Source organism: Mycobacterium neglectum (assembly GCF_002591975.1).
Classification (GTDB): Bacteria; Actinomycetota; Actinomycetes; order Mycobacteriales; family Mycobacteriaceae; genus Mycobacterium; species Mycobacterium neglectum.
Map to the genome: position 1 here is coordinate 62694 of NZ_NVQE01000021.1, position 19921 is coordinate 82614.

General features: G+C 65.3%; 23 protein-coding genes. 18 read left to right on the plus strand and 5 right to left on the minus strand.

Translation table 11 applies throughout. The annotated features are described in order from the left end of the window. The first annotated feature begins 123 nt into the window (after nucleotides 1-123). The 4 genes from CSQ99_RS17525 to CSQ99_RS17540 all read left to right on the plus strand — a co-directional run bounded on the left by CSQ99_RS17525 (nucleotide 124) and on the right by CSQ99_RS17540 (nucleotide 5257). Entirely contained in the window at nucleotides 124-2376 is a 2253-nt protein-coding gene (locus CSQ99_RS17525; protein ID WP_099040275.1) for a polyribonucleotide nucleotidyltransferase, read from the plus strand. Then, nucleotides 2354-3706, plus strand: coding sequence for a M16 family metallopeptidase (locus CSQ99_RS17530; RefSeq protein WP_099040276.1), 1353 nt, complete (start codon nucleotides 2354-2356; stop codon nucleotides 3704-3706). The genes CSQ99_RS17525 and CSQ99_RS17530 overlap by 23 nt, the downstream gene beginning before the upstream one ends. 17 nt (nucleotides 3707-3723) lie before the next feature. Next, nucleotides 3724-4620, plus strand: coding sequence for a class A beta-lactamase (gene bla / locus CSQ99_RS17535; protein WP_099040277.1), 897 nt, complete (start codon nucleotides 3724-3726; stop codon nucleotides 4618-4620). Between the two features lie 220 nt (nucleotides 4621-4840). Beyond that, entirely contained in the window at nucleotides 4841-5257 is a 417-nt protein-coding gene (locus CSQ99_RS17540; RefSeq protein ID WP_099040315.1) for a YchJ family protein, read from the plus strand. Between the two features lie 5 nt (nucleotides 5258-5262). Here the strand turns inward: CSQ99_RS17540 and ald are convergent, their stop codons facing one another. Further along, a complete protein-coding gene (gene ald, locus CSQ99_RS17545; protein WP_099040278.1) occupies nucleotides 5263-6378 on the minus strand; it encodes an alanine dehydrogenase in 1116 nt (371 codons plus the stop codon). A gap of 92 nt (nucleotides 6379-6470) precedes the next feature. Here ald and aldR point away from each other — a divergent pair, with 92 nt between their 5' ends. From aldR to CSQ99_RS17580, 7 genes are all read left to right on the plus strand, one after another. Then, on the plus strand, nucleotides 6471-6986 hold the full coding sequence (gene aldR, locus CSQ99_RS17550; protein ID WP_099040279.1) for an HTH-type transcriptional regulator AldR: 516 nt from the start codon (nucleotides 6471-6473) through the stop codon (nucleotides 6984-6986). Nucleotides 6987-7014: 28 nt separating this feature from the next. Beyond that, complete coding sequence (gene dapB, locus CSQ99_RS17555) at nucleotides 7015-7749, plus strand: 4-hydroxy-tetrahydrodipicolinate reductase (protein ID WP_099040280.1); 735 nt, start codon at nucleotides 7015-7017, stop codon at nucleotides 7747-7749. Beyond that, nucleotides 7749-8213, plus strand: coding sequence for a tetratricopeptide repeat protein (locus CSQ99_RS17560; protein WP_099040281.1), 465 nt, complete (start codon nucleotides 7749-7751; stop codon nucleotides 8211-8213). Before dapB ends, CSQ99_RS17560 begins: the two co-directional genes overlap by 1 nt. A gap of 159 nt (nucleotides 8214-8372) precedes the next feature. After that, nucleotides 8373-9077 carry a hypothetical protein gene (locus tag CSQ99_RS17565; RefSeq protein ID WP_245908966.1) on the plus strand — a complete coding sequence of 235 codons (705 nt, stop codon included), beginning with the start codon at nucleotides 8373-8375 and terminating at the stop codon, nucleotides 9075-9077. Further along, nucleotides 9074-9457: a hypothetical protein gene (locus CSQ99_RS17570; protein WP_176561067.1), complete on the plus strand. Its 384-nt coding sequence runs from the start codon at nucleotides 9074-9076 to the stop codon at nucleotides 9455-9457. The genes CSQ99_RS17565 and CSQ99_RS17570 overlap by 4 nt, the downstream gene beginning before the upstream one ends. Beyond that, complete coding sequence (locus tag CSQ99_RS17575; RefSeq protein WP_099040282.1) at nucleotides 9457-9909, plus strand: flavodoxin family protein; 453 nt, start codon at nucleotides 9457-9459, stop codon at nucleotides 9907-9909. Before CSQ99_RS17570 ends, CSQ99_RS17575 begins: the two co-directional genes overlap by 1 nt. 61 nt (nucleotides 9910-9970) lie before the next feature. After that, nucleotides 9971-10432, plus strand: a complete 462-nt coding sequence (locus CSQ99_RS17580; RefSeq protein WP_099040283.1) for a hypothetical protein — start codon at nucleotides 9971-9973, stop codon at nucleotides 10430-10432. On the opposite strand, the gene CSQ99_RS17585 is transcribed toward CSQ99_RS17580, so the two are convergent. Beyond that, nucleotides 10426-11346, minus strand: a complete 921-nt coding sequence (locus CSQ99_RS17585; protein WP_099040318.1) for an HpcH/HpaI aldolase/citrate lyase family protein — start codon at nucleotides 11344-11346, stop codon at nucleotides 10426-10428. The two genes, CSQ99_RS17580 and CSQ99_RS17585, sit on opposite strands and share 7 nt — an antisense overlap. A gap of 43 nt (nucleotides 11347-11389) precedes the next feature. Beyond that, nucleotides 11390-12127 carry a dienelactone hydrolase family protein gene (locus tag CSQ99_RS17590; protein WP_099040284.1) on the minus strand — a complete coding sequence of 246 codons (738 nt, stop codon included), beginning with the start codon at nucleotides 12125-12127 and terminating at the stop codon, nucleotides 11390-11392. A 60-nt stretch (nucleotides 12128-12187) separates the two neighbouring features. Here CSQ99_RS17590 and CSQ99_RS17595 point away from each other — a divergent pair, with 60 nt between their 5' ends. The 4 genes from CSQ99_RS17595 (at nucleotide 12188) to CSQ99_RS17610 (ending at nucleotide 15502) form a co-directional block, all read left to right on the plus strand. Beyond that, nucleotides 12188-12982 carry a thymidylate synthase gene (locus tag CSQ99_RS17595; protein ID WP_176561075.1) on the plus strand — a complete coding sequence of 265 codons (795 nt, stop codon included), beginning with the start codon at nucleotides 12188-12190 and terminating at the stop codon, nucleotides 12980-12982. A 7-nt stretch (nucleotides 12983-12989) separates the two neighbouring features. Beyond that, a complete protein-coding gene (locus CSQ99_RS17600; RefSeq protein WP_099040286.1) occupies nucleotides 12990-13475 on the plus strand; it encodes a dihydrofolate reductase in 486 nt (161 codons plus the stop codon). Beyond that, nucleotides 13472-14686 carry a winged helix-turn-helix domain-containing protein gene (locus tag CSQ99_RS17605; RefSeq protein ID WP_099040287.1) on the plus strand — a complete coding sequence of 405 codons (1215 nt, stop codon included), beginning with the start codon at nucleotides 13472-13474 and terminating at the stop codon, nucleotides 14684-14686. Before CSQ99_RS17600 ends, CSQ99_RS17605 begins: the two co-directional genes overlap by 4 nt. Before the next feature lie 66 nt (nucleotides 14687-14752). Then, complete coding sequence (locus CSQ99_RS17610) at nucleotides 14753-15502, plus strand: alpha/beta hydrolase (protein WP_099040288.1); 750 nt, start codon at nucleotides 14753-14755, stop codon at nucleotides 15500-15502. Here the strand turns inward: CSQ99_RS17610 and CSQ99_RS17615 are convergent. Both CSQ99_RS17615 and CSQ99_RS17620 read right to left on the minus strand, forming a co-directional pair. Next, nucleotides 15495-16082: a nucleoside deaminase gene (locus CSQ99_RS17615; RefSeq protein ID WP_099040289.1), complete on the minus strand. Its 588-nt coding sequence runs from the start codon at nucleotides 16080-16082 to the stop codon at nucleotides 15495-15497. The two genes, CSQ99_RS17610 and CSQ99_RS17615, sit on opposite strands and share 8 nt — an antisense overlap. Before the next feature lie 35 nt (nucleotides 16083-16117). Then, complete coding sequence (locus CSQ99_RS17620; protein WP_099040290.1) at nucleotides 16118-16417, minus strand: DUF4193 domain-containing protein; 300 nt, start codon at nucleotides 16415-16417, stop codon at nucleotides 16118-16120. Nucleotides 16418-16547: 130 nt separating this feature from the next. Here CSQ99_RS17620 and thyX point away from each other — a divergent pair, with 130 nt between their 5' ends. The 3 genes from thyX to CSQ99_RS17635 are packed head-to-tail and all read left to right on the plus strand — an operon-like array spanning nucleotide 16548 to nucleotide 19916. After that, a complete protein-coding gene (thyX, locus tag CSQ99_RS17625; RefSeq protein WP_099040291.1) occupies nucleotides 16548-17309 on the plus strand; it encodes an FAD-dependent thymidylate synthase in 762 nt (253 codons plus the stop codon). A gap of 25 nt (nucleotides 17310-17334) precedes the next feature. Next, the gene (gene dapA / locus CSQ99_RS17630) at nucleotides 17335-18237 is read left to right on the plus strand and encodes a 4-hydroxy-tetrahydrodipicolinate synthase (protein WP_099040292.1); all 903 of its coding nucleotides are present in this window, start codon (nucleotides 17335-17337) and stop codon (nucleotides 18235-18237) included. Then, nucleotides 18237-19916, plus strand: coding sequence for a ribonuclease J (locus CSQ99_RS17635; protein WP_099040293.1), 1680 nt, complete (start codon nucleotides 18237-18239; stop codon nucleotides 19914-19916). The genes dapA and CSQ99_RS17635 overlap by 1 nt, the downstream gene beginning before the upstream one ends. The last annotated feature ends 5 nt before the right edge of the window (nucleotides 19917-19921 follow it).

Below are 19921 nucleotides of genomic sequence, written 5' to 3' on the forward strand. Positions count from 1 at the left end.
TCCGATACCCGACAGCTTCGATCGATGGCCGTGGCCCATTCGAGGCTGGTGGTTCACACGCTGTGACAACGCGAAACAGCTAAACAGTGAAGACTGAGAACCAGAGAGGCCATACGGACGACCATGTCTGTAGTTGAACTTGAAGACGGCGTGTACGAATCCACCGCCGTGATCGACAACGGGAGCTTCGGCACCCGCACCATCCGCTTCGAGACCGGCCGGCTGGCCAAGCAGGCCGCCGGCGCCGTCGTCGCCTACCTCGACGACGAGACCATGCTGTTGTCGGCCACCACGGCCAGCAAGCAGCCCAAGGACCACTTCGACTTCTTCCCTCTGACCATCGATGTCGAGGAGCGGATGTACGCAGCAGGCCGTATCCCCGGCTCGTTCTTCCGCCGTGAGGGCCGGCCGTCCACGGACGCGATCCTGACCTGCCGCCTGATCGACCGGCCGCTGCGCCCGACCTTCATCTCGGGTCTGCGCAACGAGATCCAGGTCGTGGTCACCATCCTGAGCTTGGACCCCAAGGACCTGTACGACGTCCTGGCCATCAACGCCGCGTCGGCGTCGACCCAGATTTCCGGCATTCCGTTCTCCGGGCCCGTCGGCGGCGTGCGCGTCGCGCTGATCGACGGTCAGTGGGTCGCGTTCCCGACCGTCGAGCAGCTCGAAGGAGCGGTCTTCGACATGGTGGTCGCAGGCCGCAAGACGGCCGACGACGTCGCAATCATGATGGTCGAGGCCGAGGCGACCGACAAGGTCATCGAGCTGATCGCCGGCGGCGCAGGCGCCCCGACCGAAGCCGTGGTTGCCGAGGGCCTGGAAGCCGCGAAGCCGTTCATCGCCGCGCTGTGCACTGCACAGGAGGCGCTGGCCGAAAAGGCCGCCAAACCCACGGCCGACTACCCGGTGTTCCCGGAGTACCAGGAAGACGTGTTCTTCGCGGTGTCCTCGGTGGCCACCGACGAGCTGTCGAAGGCGTTGACCATCGCGGGCAAGGAAGAGCGCGACGATCGCACCAACGAGATCAAGGGCGAGGTGCTCGACCGGTTGACCGAGCAGTTCGCCGGCCGCGAGAAGGAGATCGGCGCAGCGTTCCGATCACTTACCAAGAAGCTTGTGCGCCAGCGCATCCTGACCGATCACTTCCGCATCGACGGCCGCGGCGTCACAGATATCCGGGCGCTGTCTGCCGAGGTGGCCGTCGTCCCGCGGGCGCACGGCAGTGCGCTGTTCGAGCGTGGTGAGACCCAGATCATGGGTGTCACCACCCTGGACATGGTCAAGATGGCCCAGCAGATCGACTCGCTGGGACCCGAGACCAGCAAGCGCTACATGCATCACTACAACTTCCCGCCGTATTCGACCGGTGAGACCGGCCGCGTCGGTTCGCCCAAGCGTCGCGAGATCGGCCACGGCGCGCTGGCAGAGCGGGCCCTGATGCCCGTGCTGCCGACGGTCGAGGAGTTCCCGTACGCGATTCGCCAGGTGTCAGAGGCGCTGAGCTCCAACGGGTCGACCTCGATGGGTTCGGTGTGTGCGTCGACCCTGTCGCTGCTGAACGCCGGTGTGCCACTGAAGGCTCCGGTCGCGGGTATCGCGATGGGTCTGGTGTCTGACGATGTCGAGGTGGACGGCAAGATCGAGCGCCGCTTCGTCACTCTGACCGACATCCTCGGTGCCGAGGATGCCTTCGGTGACATGGACTTCAAGTGCGCAGGCACCAAGGAGTTCGTCACCGCGCTGCAGCTCGACACCAAACTCGACGGGATTCCCTCACAAGTCCTGGCGGGTGCTCTCAGTCAGGCCAAGGACGCACGCATCACGATCCTCGAAGTGATGGCCGAGGCCATCGACGAGCCCGACGAGATGAGCCCGTACGCACCGCGCATCACGACGATCAAGGTGCCGATCGACAAGATCGGCGAGGTCATCGGCCCCAAGGGCAAGATGATCAACTCGATCACCGAGGAGACCGGTGCATCGATCTCGATCGAGGACGACGGCACCGTGTTCGTCGGCGCCTCAAACGGCGAAGCGGCCCAAGCTGCGATCGACAAGATCAACGCGATCGCCAACCCGCAGCTGCCCAAGATCGGCGAGCGGTTCCTCGGAACCGTGGTCAAGACGACCGATTTCGGGGCCTTTGTGTCGCTGCTGCCTGGCCGGGACGGCCTGGTACACATCTCCAAGCTGGGCCGCGGCAAGCGGATCGCCAAGGTGGAGGACGTGGTCGCGGTCGGCGACAAGCTGCGCGTTGAGATCGCCGACATCGACAACCGCGGAAAGATCTCGCTGGTCCTCGTCGCCGAAGACGACACAGCGGAAGCGCCCTCGGAGACTGCACCGGCAGATGCCGCAGCGGCCACCAGTTAGAGGTTTGCGCCGCGGCGCAGGTCAAACGGAATCCTCCACTCGGGATTTTTCAAAGGTGCGTCGCACCGTATTGCCCGGTGGCCTGCGCGTGGTCACCGAGTACATCCCATCGGTGCATTCGGCATCGGTCGGGGTGTGGGTCGACGTGGGTTCCCGCGATGAGGGACCCAGCGTTGCCGGTGCCGCGCACTTCCTGGAACACCTGCTGTTCAAGTCGACGCCGACGCGCTCGGCGGTCGAGATCGCGCAGGCCGTCGACGCGGTGGGCGGTGAACTGAACGCGTTCACCGCCCGCGAGCACACCTGCTACTACGCCCACGTGCTCGACACCGATCTCGAACTGGCCGTCGACCTGGTTGCCGACGTGGTGTTGCGGGGTCGTTGTGCCGCAGACGATGTCGAGATCGAGCGCGACGTGGTGCTCGAGGAGATCGCGATGCGTGACGACGATCCCGAGGACACCCTCGGCGACGTTTTCCTGTCGGCGATGTTCGGTACGCATCCGGTCGGACGCCCGGTGATCGGCAGCGCGTCCTCGATCGCGGCGATCACCCGGGCGCAGCTGCATTCATTTCACATGCGCCGCTACACGCCGGAGCGGATGGTCGTCGCCGTCGCCGGAAATGTGGACCACGACGAGGTGATGGCGCTGGTGCGGCAGCACTTCGGTCCTCGCCTGGTTCGCGGCCACAAGTCCGTGCCGCCGCGCAAGGGCACCGGCCGTGTCGCGGGCCGGCCGACACTGCAAATCGTCACCAAGGATGCGGAGCAGACCCATCTATCGCTCGGCGTCCGGACGCCGGGTCGGCACTGGGAGCATCGATGGGCACTGTCAGTGCTCAATACCGCCTTGGGTGGCGGGCTGAGTTCCCGACTGTTCCAACAGATCCGGGAGACGCGCGGGTTGGCGTACTCGGTCTATTCGACAGTGGACACCTTCTCCGACAGCGGTGCCCTGTCGATCTACGCAGCGTGCCTTCCGGAGCGCTTCGACGAAGTCGCCCGGGTGACCGTCGATGTGCTCGAGGCCGTGGCCCGCGATGGCATCACGGAGACCGAATATCGGATCGCCAAGGGCTCACTGCGTGGTGGATTGGTGTTGGGCCTGGAGGATTCCGGCTCCCGAATGAACCGGATCGGTCGCAGCGAGCTCAACTACGGTGCGCACCGCACGATTGCCGACACCCTCGCCAAGATCGAAGCGGTGACGATCGATCAGGTGAACACCGTCGCTCGCAAACTGCTGACCCGGCCTTACGGTGGAGCTGTTCTCGGACCGCAAACATCGAAAAAGATGCTGCCACAGCCGCTTCGGGCCATCACTCGCTGACCATTAGTCTGGGATCGATGACTCAACTGTCCCGGCGGCACGTACTGCTCGGTGGATTGACACTCGCCGCAGTCGCCGCAACCTCACAGAATCCTGCGTTGGCGGATCCGGCGGCGCCGCCGTCGTCCGTGGACGCTTCAATCCAAGGTCTTGAGCACCAGCACAACGCCTTCATCGGCATTTTCGCGACGAACCTGGTGTCCGGCAAGACCGTTGCCCACCGTGCGCAGGATCCCTTTGCCATGTGCTCGACGTTCAAGGGCTACGCCTCGGCGCGAGTGTTGCAGATGGCCCAGCATGGCGAGCTGTCGCTCGACGACACGATGTTCGTCGACCCGGCTTCGATCCTGCCGAATTCGCCCCTCACTGAACCGCGCGCCGGTGGCGAGATGACGCTGGCCGAGCTGTGCCAGGCCGCGCTGCAGCAGAGCGACAACGCGGCCGCCAACATCCTGTTGACCAGGATCGGCGGTCCGCCGTCGATCACCGCCTTCGCGCGCAGCATCGGAGACGAACGGTCGCGGCTTGATCGATGGGAGATCGAGTTGAACTCGGCGATTCCGGGTGATCTGCGGGACACCAGCACGCCGGAGGCGCTGGGTGGGGGCTATCGCGCGTTGCTCGACGGAGACGTCTTGGCACCGCCCCAACGCGGATTGCTCGAGAACTGGATGCGCGCCAACCAGACATCGAGCATGCGCGCCGGGCTCCCGCCGGGCTGGACCACCGCCGACAAGACCGGCAGCGGGGACTACGGCAGTACGAACGATGTCGGTATCGCATACGGACCAGACGGCCAACGTGTTCTGCTCGCGATTCTGACTCGATCGCAAGCAAATGACCCGGAAGCGGAGAACATGCGCCCGCTGATCGGGGAGGTCACCGCGCTGGTGATGCCGACGCTTCTCGGGTAGAGACCCGGCGACCAGGGCACCTGGCTCCCCCTCCCGGTCAGGTGCGCCTGGTCAGCGGCAGTTTAACCCTCGAGCGATTGCGACTAGGGCCGATTCGACAGTCGGGAGTCGTCGGCCGCGGGGAAGCGGGTGATTCCCTATCGTTTTGGGATCACCCCGGTTTTGGTAGCAAACCGCACCAGGTCACGCTCTGCGCGGCGGCCATTGGCACACTGTGATCATGCGCTCAACCGCGCCGTGTCCATGCGGGTCAGACGAGCCGTTCGGTCGCTGCTGTCTGCCGCTGCACCTCGGTGAATGTCAGGCCGAGACGGCCGAACAATTGATGCGGGCGCGCTACAGCGCCTATGCCGCGGACCACCTCGACTACGTCTGGCAGACGTGGCATCCACGGACTCGGCCCGCCGACTTGACGGCGGAGGTCGGATTGACCTGGACCGGACTCGAGATTCTGCACACCGTCGAAGGGTTGAGCGGCGACGAGTCGGGTCAGGTCGAATTCCTCGCCCACTACCTGCAGAACAGCGGCTCAGGCCACTCTGCTCCTGCCGATGCGGCGGGAACGCTGCATGAGCGGTCCCGCTTCGCCGTGAGAGCCCGTCGGTGGTTTTACGTGGACGGGGAATTGTTCAGGTGACCGGATCAGGCCAGCAGGGTGGCCGGATCGGTGAAGGGCAGATCCAGATCGATGGCGACCTGCTCGGAGAGCAGGGAGCCTTCGTGTGTCGACAGACCCTTGGCCAGTGCCGGGTCGGCCTCGCAGGCGGCCTGCCAACCCTTGTCGGCCAGCTTCAGCACGTACGGCATCGTGGCGTTGGTCAGCGCATAGGTCGACGTGCGCGGCACCGCACCCGGCATGTTGGCCACGCAGTAGAACAGGGTGTCGTGCACCGCGAACGTGGGGTCATCGTGTGTGGTGGGCCGCGAATCCTCGAAGCAACCGCCCTGATCGATCGCGATGTCGACGAGCACCGCGCCCGACTTCATGTGTGCGACGGTCGAATTCGTGACGAGTTTGGGGGCCTTGGCGCCGGGGACCAGGACAGCTCCGATGACCAGATCGGCTTCCTTCACCGCGTCATCGAGATCGAGGCGCGACGAGTAACGGGTCTCGATGCTGCCGCCGTACTCGGCGTCGATCTTGCGCAGGGTGTTGATGTTCAGGTCGAAGACGGTGACATGGGCGCCCATGCCCTTGGCGACGGCGGCGGCGTTGTCGCCGGCCATTCCACCGCCGATCACCACGACGTTGGCAGGCGCTACGCCGGGGACGCCGCCCATGAGGACGCCGCGCCCGCCGTGGGTGCGCATCAGGTGGTAGGCGCCGACTTGTGCTGCGAGTCGGCCCGCGACCTCACTCATGGGAGCGAGCAGCGGGAGTGAGCCATCAGCCAACTGGACGGTTTCATAGGCGATGGACGTCGTTCCGGACGTCATCAGCGCATCGGTGCACGGTTTGGATGCGGCCAGGTGGAGATAGGTGAACAGCGTCTGACCCTTGCGCAGGCGGGCGTACTCGGCCTCGATCGGCTCCTTGACCTTGAGCAGGAGGTCGGCCTCTTCCCAGACCTCGTCGACGCCGGCGATCATCTGCGCGCCGGCTCGCTTGAAGTCGGCATCGGAGATCGCCGAGCCGTCGCCGGCACCGGCCTGGATGAGCACCTCGTGGCCCCGGTGCACCAGCTCGGCGACTCCGGCGGGGGTGATCGCAACACGGAACTCGTTGTTCTTGATCTCGGTCGGAATGCCGACGCGCATGATCGCTCCTATAGTCGAATTGTCTGCCTAAAGTGTGAAGAACATTCGATATAAAGGCAATAAAGCCGCCGATCATTCGTTAGAATCCGCCTATGCGCGAAGAAAAATCGACAGGACCGGCGCGTCTGTCACGCCCGCCGAATGATGTTCGGCCCATCGATCTCGACGACGTGGATCGGCGAATCCTGCTCACGCTGCACGGCGATGCCCGCATCTCCAACAGCGCTTTGGCTGACGTCGTCGGCATCGCCCCGTCGACATGCCACGCGCGGCTGAGGCGGCTGCAGGACCTCGGAGTGATCCGGGGTTTCTACACCGACATCGATCCCGCCGCCATCGGTCTGACTCTGCAAGCGATGATCTCGGTGAGCCTGCAGTCCAACGCCCGCGGCAAGATTCACAGCTTCATCGACCAGATCAGACGCAAACAACAAGTCATGGACGTCTACTTCCTGGCCGGTGCGGAGGATTTCATCCTGCACGTCGCCGCACGCGACACCGACGACCTGCGGTCGTTCGTGGTGGAAAACCTCAACGCCGACACCGATGTGGCAGGTACCCAGACGTCGTTGATCTTCGAGCACCTGCGCGGCGCCTCCCCGCTCTAGCGTCGATCCCACCAATTAGGGTTGCCCCATGCGAGTGGCGGTGCTGGGAGCCAAAGGCAAGGTCGGCGCGACGATGGTCGAGGCAGTCGGGGATGCTGCGGACCTGACATTCACCGTTGGCGTCGACGCCGGTGATCCGCTGAGTGAGTTGGTCGACTCCCGCACCGATGTCGTCATCGACTTCACGCATCCCGATGTCGTGATGGACAACCTGAAATTCCTGATCGACAACGGAATCCACGCGGTCGTGGGTACCACCGGGTTCACCGACGAGCGGGTGAGCCAGGTCCGGCAATGGCTGTCCGCGAAGCCGGACGTCGCGGTGCTGATCGCACCGAACTTCGCGATCGGTGCCGTGCTGTCGATGCATTTCGCGCAACAGGCCGCCCGGTTCTTCGAATCCGCCGAAGTCATCGAATTGCACCATCCGCATAAGGCCGACGCACCGTCGGGCACGGCCGCACGCACCGCTCGCCTGATCGCCGAGGCACGCAAAGACCTTCCGCCCAATCCCGACGCGACCAGCACCGGCCTCGACGGCGCCCGAGGCGCGGACGTCGACGGAATCCCGGTGCACTCCGTGCGGCTGGCAGGTCTCGTCGCGCACCAGGAGGTGCTCTTCGGCACGCAGGGCGAAACATTGACCATTCGGCACGACAGCTTCGACCGCACATCCTTTGTCCCCGGCGTGCTGTTGGCCGTCCGCAAGGTCGCCGAACGTCCCGGCCTCACCGTGGGTATCGAGCCGCTGCTCGACCTCTGATGAGTGAGAAATCGCGATCCCTGCGCATTCAGCTGCTGATCGGCTTCATGTGCGTCGCGCTGGTTCTCTATTTCTATCTGCTCGGCCGAATCGCGGTGGCGTTCATGACCTCTGGTGAACCCGCCGCCGTTGGACTCGGTCTGGCGTTGATGATCATGCCCCTCATCGGCATCTGGGTCATGGTCAGCACCCTGCGGGCCGGCTTAACCCACCAGCGCCTGGGCCGGATCGTCAAAGACGAGGGCATGGAACTCGACGTCAGCTCGCTACCGAGGATGGCGTCCGGGCGGATCGAGCGCGGCGCCGCCGACGCACTCTTCGCGACCGTGCGCGACGAACTGGAGAACGATCCGGACGACTGGCGGCACTGGTACCGGTTGGCTCGTGCCTACGACTATGCCGGTGATCGCAGCCGTGCGCGGGAAGCCATGAAGAAGGCAGTCGAGTTGGAGGAACGGACGTGAGGTGCGGAGGCAGCGTTGGGCCGGCGGGGTTAGGTCGGCCCGTCCGAGCTGACTGCGAAGTCTTGCCGACCCTTTCGGCGCGCCAGGAGCGCAAGCGGACGCCGATGGGGTGATGATACCTATGTGGTTTCTGATACCTCTGATACCAATGTGACTGTCGTGGGTTCGGCTCCGGGAAGTGAGCAACCCGACCACACCGACGACGTGACGACCGCATCGCCGAAGCCGAAGGCCTGGGCAATGCCGAGATCTCCGATCACCGCCGAGCATGCAGACCGAATGGGGCGCATCGCACTCGCCGTCGCGGCCGGCATCGGCAGGTTCCTTGCCGGTGCGGCCCGCTACTGCGCTCGCGTCATCGGGCAGATCGGTCGCACAGTTGAAGCGGTCCCGTCGAGCCTGAAGGTGTTCTTCGTCGCGGGCATGCTCCTGCTCGTCGGTCTCGTTGGTGCCATCGCGGCGGAGGCCACGCTCGGCCTGGTCTGCACCGTCGTGGTGATCCCGGCCTGCTCCGGCGTCCTGGGAGTCCTCGGATATCGCTGGTACAACCGACTCGACGGCGAAGTCGCGCAGCCGGATGCCCGGACAGCTGAACCGACGTCCGCGAGCCTGCAGCGATCGGTGGAGTACGTCGACAACAGACTCGCGCTGGCTCTCACCTCACTGGGCACCGATCATCACCAGCAGGCCGTCATCGCGATCGTCCAGGCGAAGACGGCTGTCGAACTCACCCTGGGAACCGAAGGTGATGCGGGGAGCCACGCCGAGATGCCGCTTCGCGCAGGTGAAGACGACCTGCGGCCGCGTATCCGTATCGGATCCACGTCGGCGTTGCGGGAGAGCAGTTCGCTGGCGGCATCGTGACCGGTCAGCGCATCACCGGTCAGGTCGCGCTCATCGAGGACGACCACACGCTGGTCATCAACCGGGGCACTGAGTCCGGGGTGGCGGTCGGAATGGTCTTCGCGGTGAACTCCAGCACGGGACCCGTGATCACCGACCCGGAATCCGGCAGGGAATTGGGCAGATTGAGCCGGGAAAAGCTGCGGGTGCGGGTGTTCGACGCCGAACCTCTGTTCGCGCGCGCACACACGTTCGTCCCGACCGACGATTTCTACGGTCTGCTGCGAATCCCCTTCGTGGCAGCGCCGATTCATGACGCCGTCACCGTCGACGTCGGCGATGCCGTCGAGTCGGTACCGCGCGACGCGCACCCGCACCGAGCCTGGCGCGCGAGCGGATAGTGTCCCGCCTGCTGATCGTCCATCACACGCCGTCGCCGCACACCCACGAGATGTTCGAAGCCGTCGTCTCCGGTGCCGGCGCCCCCGAAATCGAGGGAGTCGAGGTCGTGCGTAGGCCTGCGCTCACCGTTTCCGCGACCGACGTGCTCGAAGCCGACGGCTATCTGCTCGGAAGTCCCGCGAACCTCGGCTACATGAGCGGAGCCCTCAAACATGCGTTCGACGTCATCTACTATCCATGCCTGGATGCGACGCGGGGGCGGCCGTTCGGCCTGTACCTCCACGGCAATGAGGGGACCGAGGGTGCCGAGAATGGAGTCACCGCCATCACGACGGGCCTGGGCTGGATGAAGGCTGCGGAATACGTTGTGGTCGCAGGCAAGCCGAGCAAAGCCGATCTCGAATCGTGTTGGGAACTCGGCGCGACCGTCGCCGCGCAGTTGATGGAATGAATCAGCCGGCATGGCCTGCCATGTAGCGTGAAATCGACCCCGAAGCTGACGGAGGAGACGAATGCCGGGTATAGCCGATCTCGCTTTGGGCGCGGCGCCGATAGCCGGCGGTGCCTTGCTTGGTGCCGCGGCAGGCAGCTTCAAGGGCCCCGACGTTCGCGCCATGATCGCCAAGGACATGGACCTGCTCGAACGGATCCCCGACGATCAGCCAGAACTGAAGGCCCGCCTGAAGGCGAGCATTACCGAGCGCATCGGCGACCTGGTCGAGGGAACAGAACGGTCGCGAAAAATACGCGAGGCCGCAGTTTCCTACAGCGGAAACTGGCGCGACATCGTGGTGTTCATCTGCGCGGTCCTGTTCACAGTCGTCTGGTGGAACGTCAGCCACAGCCGGTCGAACTGGCTGGTGATGTTCATCGCGATGATCATCCTGTCGGTGGTAGCCGCCATCTACGCCGGCCGGGGCATTGCGCGCGCAATCGGCAACTACCTGAACAGAGACGAAAAGCAATCTCAGTAGTGATAGGTGTCTGACGGCGCGGGGATGTGCGCGGGGTCGTCGACGTCATCGAACTCTGATTCGTGAATGCCATAGGAGCGGGCCAGGTCGAGGATTTTGTTGGCCCTGGCGATTCGTGGCAAGTCGGAGCCGTTGCGGATCTCTCCACCGTCGCGTTCGAACTCGGTGAAAAACTCCTTGGCCCAACTGATTTCCTCTGCAGACGGTGACAGTCCCTCGTTCACCGTCGGACACTGATCGGGCGTAAGGCAGATCTTCCCCGTCATGCCGAACTCGGCGGACACCGCTGTCGCCTCGCTGAGCTTCAGTGCGCTGGACCCGACCGTCGGACCGTCGATCGCACCGGGCAGATGCGCCGCCTTGGCCGCGATCGTGAACCGCGAACGCGCGTACGCCAGGGTCGTCGGGTTGTCCCCGAAGCCGGTGTCACGCCGGAAGTCACCGATGCCGAACGCCAGTCGGAACGTGCCCTTCGTGGCGGCGATCTCGGTGATGCGCTCCAGGCCGCGGGCCGTCTCAACCAGGGCCACGATCGGCACGTTCGGGAGCCGCTTGGCGGTCTCGGTCACATGGTCGACGGACTCCACCATCGCCAGCATCACCCCGCCGAGCGACAACTTGCCCAATGCTTCGAGATCATCGGCCCACCACGGCGTGCCGAACCCATTGACGCGGACCCAGTCGCCGTTGCCCTCGCCCAGCCATCGGACCACGTTGTCCCGCGCGCTCAATTTGTCTTTCGGAGCGACCGCGTCCTCGATATCGAGCACGACGATGTCGGCGCGAGATGCGGCCGCGGGTGCGAAGCGGTCGTACTGCGCGCCGTTCACCAACAGCCAGCTGCGGGCGAGTACCGGGTCGATGCGCGATCCCTCGTCGGAATCGGGGTGCTCAGCCGTGGCTTTGTCGTCCATCAGTTCATGGTTGCGCACCCGCCCGGGGCGGCGTTACCCGGGGTCAGCCCAGGTGGGCGCCGAAGAACGACTTCGTCGCGTCCCAGTGCCGCTGCGCCGCCGCAGAGTCATACGGCGCGTTGTCAGGAACGGCGAATCCGTGTCCGGCCTCATAGAACTCGATGGTGTGCTCGACGTTCGCCGCGGTGAGGGCTTTGTCCAGCGTCTCGGCGGCCTCGGGCGTGAAGGACGCGTCGTTCTCGGCGCCACCGACATAGACGGCGGCCGTCATCTGGTCGGCGAGCAGGTGCGGGCTGCCGGGGTCGTCGCCGGCCAGACCGCCGCCGTGAAACGACATCGCCGCCGCAACCCGCTGTGGGACCCGCCCCGCGACGACCAAAGACGTTCGCCCGCCCATGCAGTAACCGGTGGTGCCGAACGCCTCACCGCTGACCTCGGGCCGCGACATCAGGTAGTCGAAGAACGCGCCCGCATCGGCGGCCATGATGTCCGGCGTCACCTTCGAGATCATGGAGAACAGCCGCTTGCGCTCGCCGTCGTCGGTGAACACCGTCGCCATCTCGAACGGCGCCCAGTCGCCGTCGCGGTAGTAGACATCGGGCACCAGTACGGCGTAGCCGAGACCCGCCAATTTGTCGCCCATCTCCCGGAACGTCTGCCGGGTGCCGCCGGCATCCGGATACATGACGATCCCTGGCCACGGGCCGTCTCCGTCGGGGGTGTGCAGGGTGACGGGGCAGGAGCCATCGGCGGTGGTGATGCTGTCGGTAATGGTCGGCATGCCTTTCGTTCTACTCCTGCCGTGCCGACGTAAGCTGACCGAGTGCCTGTCACTGGGTCTATAAGCACGCCGTATGAAGATCTCCTTCGCCTGGTACTGCAGCGTGGCACCCCGAAATCGGACCGCACCGGCACCGGCACCCGCAGCCTGTTCGGCCACCAGCTGCGCTACGACCTGACGGCCGGCTTTCCGCTGCTCACCACCAAGAAGGTGCACACCAAATCGATCGTCTACGAGTTGCTGTGGTTCCTGCGAGGCGACTCGAATGTGCGCTGGCTGCAGGAGCACGGTGTCACGATATGGGACGAATGGGCTTCTCCGACAGGCAATCTGGGCCCAGTGTACGGCGTGCAGTGGCGGTCGTGGCCCACGCCGTCAGGTGAGCACATCGACCAGATCAGCGCAGCTCTGGAGTTGCTCAAGTCCGATCCTGATTCGCGACGCAACATCGTCTCGGCGTGGAATGTCGGCGAGATCCCGCAGATGGCACTGCCGCCGTGTCACGCGTTCTTCCAGTTCTACGTCGCCGACGGCCGGCTGAGCTGCCAGCTCTACCAGCGCAGCGCCGACCTCTTCCTCGGCGTGCCCTTCAACATCGCCAGCTACGCGCTGCTGACACACATGATGGCGGCACAGGCCGGCCTCGAAGTGGGCGAGTTCATCTGGACCGGCGGCGACTGCCACATCTACGACAATCACGTCGAGCAGGTCACCGAACAGCTGAGCCGGGATCCGCGGCCGTATCCGGAATTGGTTCTGGCGCCGCGTGACTCGATCTTCGACTACACGTACGACGACGTCGTGATCAAGAATTACGACCCGCACCCGGCGATCAAGGCCCCCGTCGCAGTATGAGAGCCGCATGACGACGGTGGGGCTGATATGGGCCCAGTCGAGTTCCGGTGTCATCGGTCGCGACGGCGGCATCCCGTGGCGGCTGCCCGAGGACCAGGCCCGATTCAAAGAGCTGACGATGGGGCGCACCGTCGTGATGGGTCGGCTGACCTGGGAGTCGCTGCCCGCGAAGGTGCGGCCGCTGCCGGGGCGGAAAAATGTCGTACTGACCCGGCAAGCTGACTACATGGCCGACGGTGCGCATGTGGTTCCCCTGCTTCAGGATGCTTTGACCGACGACATCACCTGGGTGATCGGCGGTGAACAGATTTACGCGCTCGCGCTGCCCCTGGCGACGCGGTGCGAGGTCACCGAGGTGGAGGTCGACGTGCCCCGCGACGACGGCGATGCGGTGGCGCCCACGCTGGATGAACATTGGATAGGCACCAAAGGGGAGTGGTTGACCAGCTCCTCCGGTTTGCGCTACCGGTTCTTCAGCTACGTTCGCCCGTGAGCACGCTGACCGCCGCGCAGGCCCGTCGGATCGCCGTCGCGGCGCAGGGCTTCACCGAGCCGCCGCCGACCGGGGCGGTGACGCGCGCGCACCTGCGCCGGCTGGTCTCGCGGATCCAAGTGCTGCAACTGGATTCGGTGTCGGTAGCGGTACGTGCCCACTACGCGCCGGTGTTCAGCCGGCTCGGCCCGTATGACCGCGGGGTGCTTGATCGCGCGGCGTGGAGCCACACCGCCAGGTCCCCGCGCCTACTCGTCGAATACTGGGCGCACGAGGCCGCCCTGATGGCCGTCGACGACTGGCCGCTGCTGCGCTGGCGGATGCGGGAGTACACCGACGGCCGATGGGGCAAAGAGATCGTCAAGAAGAACGGGCGGTTGGCCGACGACGTCGTCGCCGCCATCGCGGAACTCGGCCCGTCGACCGCCGGTCAGATCGAAGCCCACATCGGCGCCGAACAGCGCGGCCGCAAGGGGCCGTGGTGGGACCGCAGCGAGACCAAGTGGGTGACGGAGGCGCTGTGGTCGTCCGGTGTCCTGACAACGGCCACCCGCGTCGGGTTCGCCCGCCATTACGACCTCACCGAGCGCGTGTTGCCGCCGGAGGTGGTCGCCAGGCAGGTCGACGACGACGAGGCGGTACGAGAGCTGACGCTGCGTGCCGCGGGTGCGCTCGGTATCGGGACGGAGGCCGACATCCGCGACTACTTCCGGCTCAGCCCGAAGCAGAGCAAACCGGCGATCGCCAAGCTCGTCGCCGACGGTGAGCTGGAGCCGGTCGAGGTCGACGGCTGGGCCGCACCGGCTTACCTGCCCGCGGGCCAGATCGTTCCTCGGCGTGACCGGGGGACGGCGCTGCTGTGCCCTTTCGACCCGTTGATCTTCTTCCGGCCACGGGTGGAGCGGCTCTGGCAATTCCATTACCGCATAGAGATTTACACGCCGGCGCCCAAGCGTCAGTTCGGCTACTACGTGTGGCCGTTTCTGCTTGACGGCAGACTCGTCGGACGCGTCGATCTGAAGGCCGATCGGGCACAGGGGACGCTGAACGTCGTGGGCGCATTCGCTGAGGAGGGTGAGCAGCCGTCGCGGATAGTGCCGGCGTTGGCGCTCCAGTTGCAGGCGATGGCGTCGTGGCTGGGACTCGCCGACGTCAGTGTCGGTGAGCGGGGCGATCTCGCGCATGCGTTGCGCCGCGCCATCGCCCGCTGAGGAGTCGGCGGGTTGATTACCTCTCGGGTAATCGATCCAACGCTCGATCTCCGTCAGGATGAACGCATGTCCAGACCACCGATTCTGCTCCTGCACGGCATGTTCAGTACCCCGAAGTTGTTGTCGGGCTGGGTGAGCACGCTCGAGTCGGCCGGCTACCGCGTCCACGCCCCGGTGTACCCCGGCCACGATCCGGTTGACATGGCGGTGCTGGCCAGCGTCACGTTGTCCGACTACATCGCTCACGCGCTCGCGGCCTACGACGAGTTGGACGAGACGCCGATCGTGATCGGGCACAGCATCGGAGGCCTGGTCGCCCAGCATGTGGCGGCTGCCCGTGATCCCAAGGCGTTGGTGCTGCTGGCGCCGGTGCCGCCCGGTGTGCTGTGGCCTCAGCTGCGCTCGTTGCCTCACCTGTTTCCGATCATGGGAAGCCTCATCAAGGGCACACCGGTGAAGCCGTCGGAGGAGACGTTTCGCGCGGTCCCGCTCTTCGGACTGCCCGCAGCGGAGCAGCAGGAGCTCATCGCCGGTTTCGTGCCCGATTCCGCACATGTCTTCCGCTCGATGAGCCTGGGCAGCCGCGACACCCGCGTCGACCCCAAGGCTGTGCACTGCCCCGTGTTGTGCGTCAGCGGAGGTGCCGACCGCAACGTCGCCACCTGGATCTCCCGGCGCATCGCGCGCAGGTATTCGGCTCAGGAGCACCATCACCCGGACCTGCCGCACTGGATCGTCGCGGATTCGGCGTTGTCTCAGGTCGCGCCGCCGGTATTGGGCTGGCTCGAAGCCCGGGTCACCGAACTAATCAGTTGAACGGAATGTCGTTGTCGCCCTTGGATTCCTGATAAGTCTGCGACAGCCCGGCGTAGACATCGCGGATCCGCTGGTCCTGCTCGAGCAGCTGGGTGCGCAGCGGTTCGGGTTCGGCGTCGACGAGGTCGCGGATCGAATAGGCGGTCCAGAATGCATTGGTGCGCCGGTAACCGCCGTCCTCGACGCCGAACACCTCTTTGAGGATCAACAGGTCGTGGGGGATACCGAAGGCGTCCCGCGAATCCTCGTAGGTGAAGAAATAGTAGAAATTGTCGAATCCGGCCCACGTGATGGCCGACAGGCACAGGGGGCAGGGCTCATGTGTGGACAGGAACACCAGATCGCGCGTGGGGGGCCGATCGGCCATCTCGTAGAACTGGTTCAGGGTGCTGATCTCGCCGTGCAGCAGCGGATTGTCGGTCTCGCTATTCGTGCCGGCTAGGACAAGCGACATATCGGATTTGCGCAGAAGCGCTGCGCCGAAGACTTTGTTGCCCGCCGCGACACCGCGCTCGGTCATGGGCAGGACGTCGCGTTCCATCACCTCGAGCAGGCGGGATGCCGCGGCAGGGGCTGCCATGGCGTCACCCTAACGCAGATGGTGACGCCGAGCCGTCAGACGCAGTCCGAGCACACCATCTTCTCACCTGACTGCAGCGCCAGGCGGTTGCGATGATGCACCAGGAAGCAACTGGAGCAGGTGAATTCGTCGGCCTGCTTCGGTATCACCCGGACGATGAGCTCCTCACCGGACAGGTCGATATCGGGCAGATCGATCGGGTCGACGGTATCGCCGTCATCGACATCGAGTACAGCGACGTCGGCCTGCTCACGCCGGCGGGCGGTGATGTCCTCCAGGGACTGATCACGCTCATCGGTGTTCTGGGCGCGAGGTGCGTCGTAATCGGTGGGCATTGGCCACACTCCCTCCAAGATCCGTGTTGCGTTTAACGCCGCACGAGGACCGCATAATTCCCTTTGAATGCGAAATCCAAACGCGTGCGTCAGCGATCACTGATCCGAACGCCCCACGCTAGGGTGAGCCGTGGCCGAGATCGCGCCGCTGCGCGTACAGCTGATCGCCAAGACCGATTTCGTGGTGCCTCCGGACGTGCCGTGGACCACCGACGCCGACGGCGGGCCGGCGTTGGTGGAGTTCGCTGGCCGGGCCTGCTATCAGAGCTGGTCAAAGCCCAACCCGCGAACCGCGACCAATGCTGCCTACCTGCGCCACATCATCGACGTCGGTCACTTCTCGGTGCTCGAACACGCGTCGGTGTCGTTCTACATCACCGGGATCTCGCGGTCGGCCACCCACGAGTTGATCCGCCACCGCCATTTCTCCTACTCGCAACTGTCGCAGCGCTACGTTCCCGAGCACGACTCGCAGGTAGTTCTCCCCCCGGGGATGGAGGACGATCCCGAGCTTGCGGAGATCTTCGCCACCGCCGCCGACGCCAGCCGCGCGGCGTACACGGAATTGCTTGGCAGGCTCGAAGCAAAGTTGGGCAGTCAGTCCGGGGACAGGTCAGCGCTACTGCGACGCAAGCAGGCCAGACAGGCCGCCCGCGCGGTGCTGCCGAACGCCACCGAAACCCGCATCGTCGTCACCGGCAACTACCGCGCCTGGCGGCATTTCATCGCAATGCGAGCCAGCGAGCACGCCGACATCGAGATTCGCCGACTGGCCGTCGAGTGTCTGCGCCAACTGATCGACGTCGCCCCGCAGGTGTTCTCCGACTTCGAGATCTACGGGCTGGCTGACGGCACAGAGGTGGCAACCAGCCCGCTAGCCACAGAAGCGTGAGGCCGAGCGAGTAATCTCACTGTTCGTGAGCAACGGCGGATTCGACGTGACAGCCCAGCTGGGCACCGTGCTGACCGCGATGGCGACGCCGTTCAAGGCCGACGGCACCCTGGATATCGAGGCCGCGGCGCGCCTGGCGATCCGCCTTGTCGACGCAGGCTGCGACGGCTTGGTGCTTTCCGGCACCACCGGTGAGTCGCCGACGACGACGGACGGCGAGAAGCTGACTCTCCTGCGGGCGGTACTCGAGGCGGTCGGCGACCGAGCCCGCATCATCGCCGGCGCGGGGACCTACGACACCGAGCACAGCATCGAACTGGCCCGGGCATGCGAGGGCGAGGGCGCCCACGGCCTACTGGTCGTGACGCCGTACTACTCGCGTCCGCCGCAGTCCGGACTGGTCGCGCATTTCACCGCCGTCGCGGATGCCACGCCGCTTCCGGTGGTGCTGTACGACATCCCGCCGCGGTCCGCCATTCCGATCGAGTGGGACACCGTCCGCACGCTGGCCCGCCATCCCAACATCGTGGCGATCAAGGATGCGAAGGGTGATCTTCACGGAGGCGGGCAGATCATCGCCGAGACGGGGCTGGCGTACTACTCGGGCGACGACGCGCTGAACCTGCCCTGGCTGGCGATGGGCGCCGTCGGCTTCATCAGTGTCTGGGGCCATGTGGCCGCCAGTCAGCTGCGGGACATGTTGTCGGCGTTCGCCTCCGGTGACGTCGCGACGGCACGCAAGATCAACGTCACGCTCGGCCCACTGGCCGACGCCCAAGCTCGGCTGGGCGGCGTGACCTTGGCCAAGGAGGGCCTGCGGTTGCAGGGATTCGAGGCCGGCAACCCGCGACTTCCACAAGTGCCGGCCTCGCCGGACCAGATTGAGGCGCTGGCCGCAGATATGCGGGCTGCCACGGTGCTGCGGTAGTGAACGAAGAACTCGCGCCTCCGGGGCCGCTGGCCCCAGGGGGACTACGTGTCACCGCACTGGGTGGTATCAGCGAAATCGGCCGCAATATGACGGTTTTCGAGCATTTGGGCCGTTTGCTGATCGTGGACTGCGGAGTGTTGTTCCCGACGCACGATGAGCCCGGGGTCGACCTGATCCTTCCGGACCTGCGCCTGATCTCCGATCGCCTCGAAGACGTCGAGGCGCTCGTGCTCACCCACGCGCACGAGGACCACATCGGTGCCATCCCGTACCTGCTCAAGCTGCGCCCCGACATCCCGGTGGTCGGGTCGAAGTTCACGCTGGCGCTGGTGAACGAGAAATGCCGCGAACACCGGATCAAGCCGAGGTTCGAGGAGGTCGACGAGGGCCAGAGCTCGAGGCACGGCGTTTTCGAGTGCGAATACTTCGCTGTCAACCACTCCATTCCCGGCTGTTTGGCGATCGCGATCCACACCGGTGCGGGCACCGTGCTGCATACCGGTGACATCAAGCTCGACCAGTCTCCGCCCGACGGCAAGCCGACTGACCTGCCGGGCATGTCGCGGCTCGGCGACTCCGGTGTGGACCTGTTCCTGTGCGACTCGACCAACGCCGAGATTCCCGGGGTCGGGCCTTCGGAAAGCGAGATCGGACCGAACATCCACCGGCTGATGCGCAATGCGCAGGGGCGTGTCATCGTGGCCTGTTTCGCATCGAACGTCGGTCGTGTGCAACAGATCATCGATGCGGCGGTTGCGCTGGGCCGCAAGGTGTCGTTCGTCGGACGGTCGATGGTCCGCAACATGGGGATTGCCAAGGAGCTCGGCTACATAACGCTCGCCAACGACGACGACATCGTCGACATCGGTGCGGCGGAGATGATGGCTCCCGAGCGTGTAGTGCTCGTGACCACCGGCACCCAGGGCGAAACGATGGCAGCGCTGTCGCGGATGTCGCGCGGAGAGCATCGCAGCATCACCCTGACATCGGGCGATCTCATCATCATGTCGTCGTCCCAGATACCGGGCAACGAGGAAGCGATCTTCGGCGTCCTGGACGCGTTGGCCAAGATCGGTGCCCGCGTCGTGACGAATGCCCATGTCCGCGTGCATGTCACCGGACACGCCTATGCCGGGGAACTGCTCTTCCTGTACAACGGCGTGCGGCCGCGCAATGTGATGCCGGTGCACGGAACCTGGCGGATGCTGCGGGCCAATGCGGCGCTGGCGGCGAGCACCGGGGTGCCGGAGGAGAACGTCGTGCTGGCCGAGAACGGTGTCAGCGTCGACCTGGTGGCGGGCCGGGCGTTCGTTTCCGGTGCGGTGCCGACGGGCAAGATGTTCGTCGACGGGCTGGTCGGCGGGGACGTCGGCGAGACGGTGATCGGTGAACGCCTCACGCTGTCTTCGGGTTTCATCGGGGTGACGTTGGTACTGCGAAGCGGAACCGGCAAGTTGGCTTCTGCGCCGCACCTGCACTCGCGCGGTTTCTCCGAGGACCCGAAGTCGCTGGAACCTGCCGTTCGCAAAGTCGAGGAAGCACTGGAAGCCCTTGCCGCCGAACGGGTGACCGATGTCAACCGCATCGCCCAGGCGGTACGCCGCGCTATCGGTAAATGGGTCGGCGAGGTCTATCGCCGCCAGCCGATGATCGTGCCAACGGTCATCGAGATCTAGCCTGG

What these genes read in the sequence shown, in the direction of transcription:
- aldR (WP_099040279.1), top strand. Translation starts at nt 6,471, where the DNA reads ATGCGCGAAGAAAAATCGACAGGACCGGCGCGTCTGTCACGCCCGCCG.
- CSQ99_RS17540 (WP_099040315.1), top strand. Translation starts at nt 4,841, where the DNA reads ATGCGCTCAACCGCGCCGTGTCCATGCGGGTCAGACGAGCCGTTCGGT.
- CSQ99_RS17610 (WP_099040288.1), top strand. Translation starts at nt 14,753, where the DNA reads ATGTCCAGACCACCGATTCTGCTCCTGCACGGCATGTTCAGTACCCCG.
- dapB (WP_099040280.1), top strand. Translation starts at nt 7,015, where the DNA reads ATGCGAGTGGCGGTGCTGGGAGCCAAAGGCAAGGTCGGCGCGACGATG.
- ald (WP_099040278.1), bottom strand. Translation starts at nt 6,378, where the DNA reads ATGCGCGTCGGCATTCCGACCGAGATCAAGAACAACGAGTTCCGTGTT.
- bla (WP_099040277.1), top strand. Translation starts at nt 3,724, where the DNA reads ATGACTCAACTGTCCCGGCGGCACGTACTGCTCGGTGGATTGACACTC.
- CSQ99_RS17585 (WP_099040318.1), bottom strand. Translation starts at nt 11,346, where the DNA reads ATGGACGACAAAGCCACGGCTGAGCACCCCGATTCCGACGAGGGATCG.
- CSQ99_RS17615 (WP_099040289.1), bottom strand. Translation starts at nt 16,082, where the DNA reads ATGGCAGCCCCTGCCGCGGCATCCCGCCTGCTCGAGGTGATGGAACGC.
- CSQ99_RS17525 (WP_099040275.1), top strand. Translation starts at nt 124, where the DNA reads ATGTCTGTAGTTGAACTTGAAGACGGCGTGTACGAATCCACCGCCGTG.
- CSQ99_RS17530 (WP_099040276.1), top strand. Translation starts at nt 2,354, where the DNA reads ATGCCGCAGCGGCCACCAGTTAGAGGTTTGCGCCGCGGCGCAGGTCAA.
- CSQ99_RS17590 (WP_099040284.1), bottom strand. Translation starts at nt 12,127, where the DNA reads ATGCCGACCATTACCGACAGCATCACCACCGCCGATGGCTCCTGCCCC.
- CSQ99_RS17620 (WP_099040290.1), bottom strand. Translation starts at nt 16,417, where the DNA reads ATGCCCACCGATTACGACGCACCTCGCGCCCAGAACACCGATGAGCGT.
- CSQ99_RS17580 (WP_099040283.1), top strand. Translation starts at nt 9,971, where the DNA reads ATGCCGGGTATAGCCGATCTCGCTTTGGGCGCGGCGCCGATAGCCGGC.
- CSQ99_RS17600 (WP_099040286.1), top strand. Translation starts at nt 12,990, where the DNA reads ATGACGACGGTGGGGCTGATATGGGCCCAGTCGAGTTCCGGTGTCATC.
- CSQ99_RS17560 (WP_099040281.1), top strand. Translation starts at nt 7,749, where the DNA reads ATGAGTGAGAAATCGCGATCCCTGCGCATTCAGCTGCTGATCGGCTTC.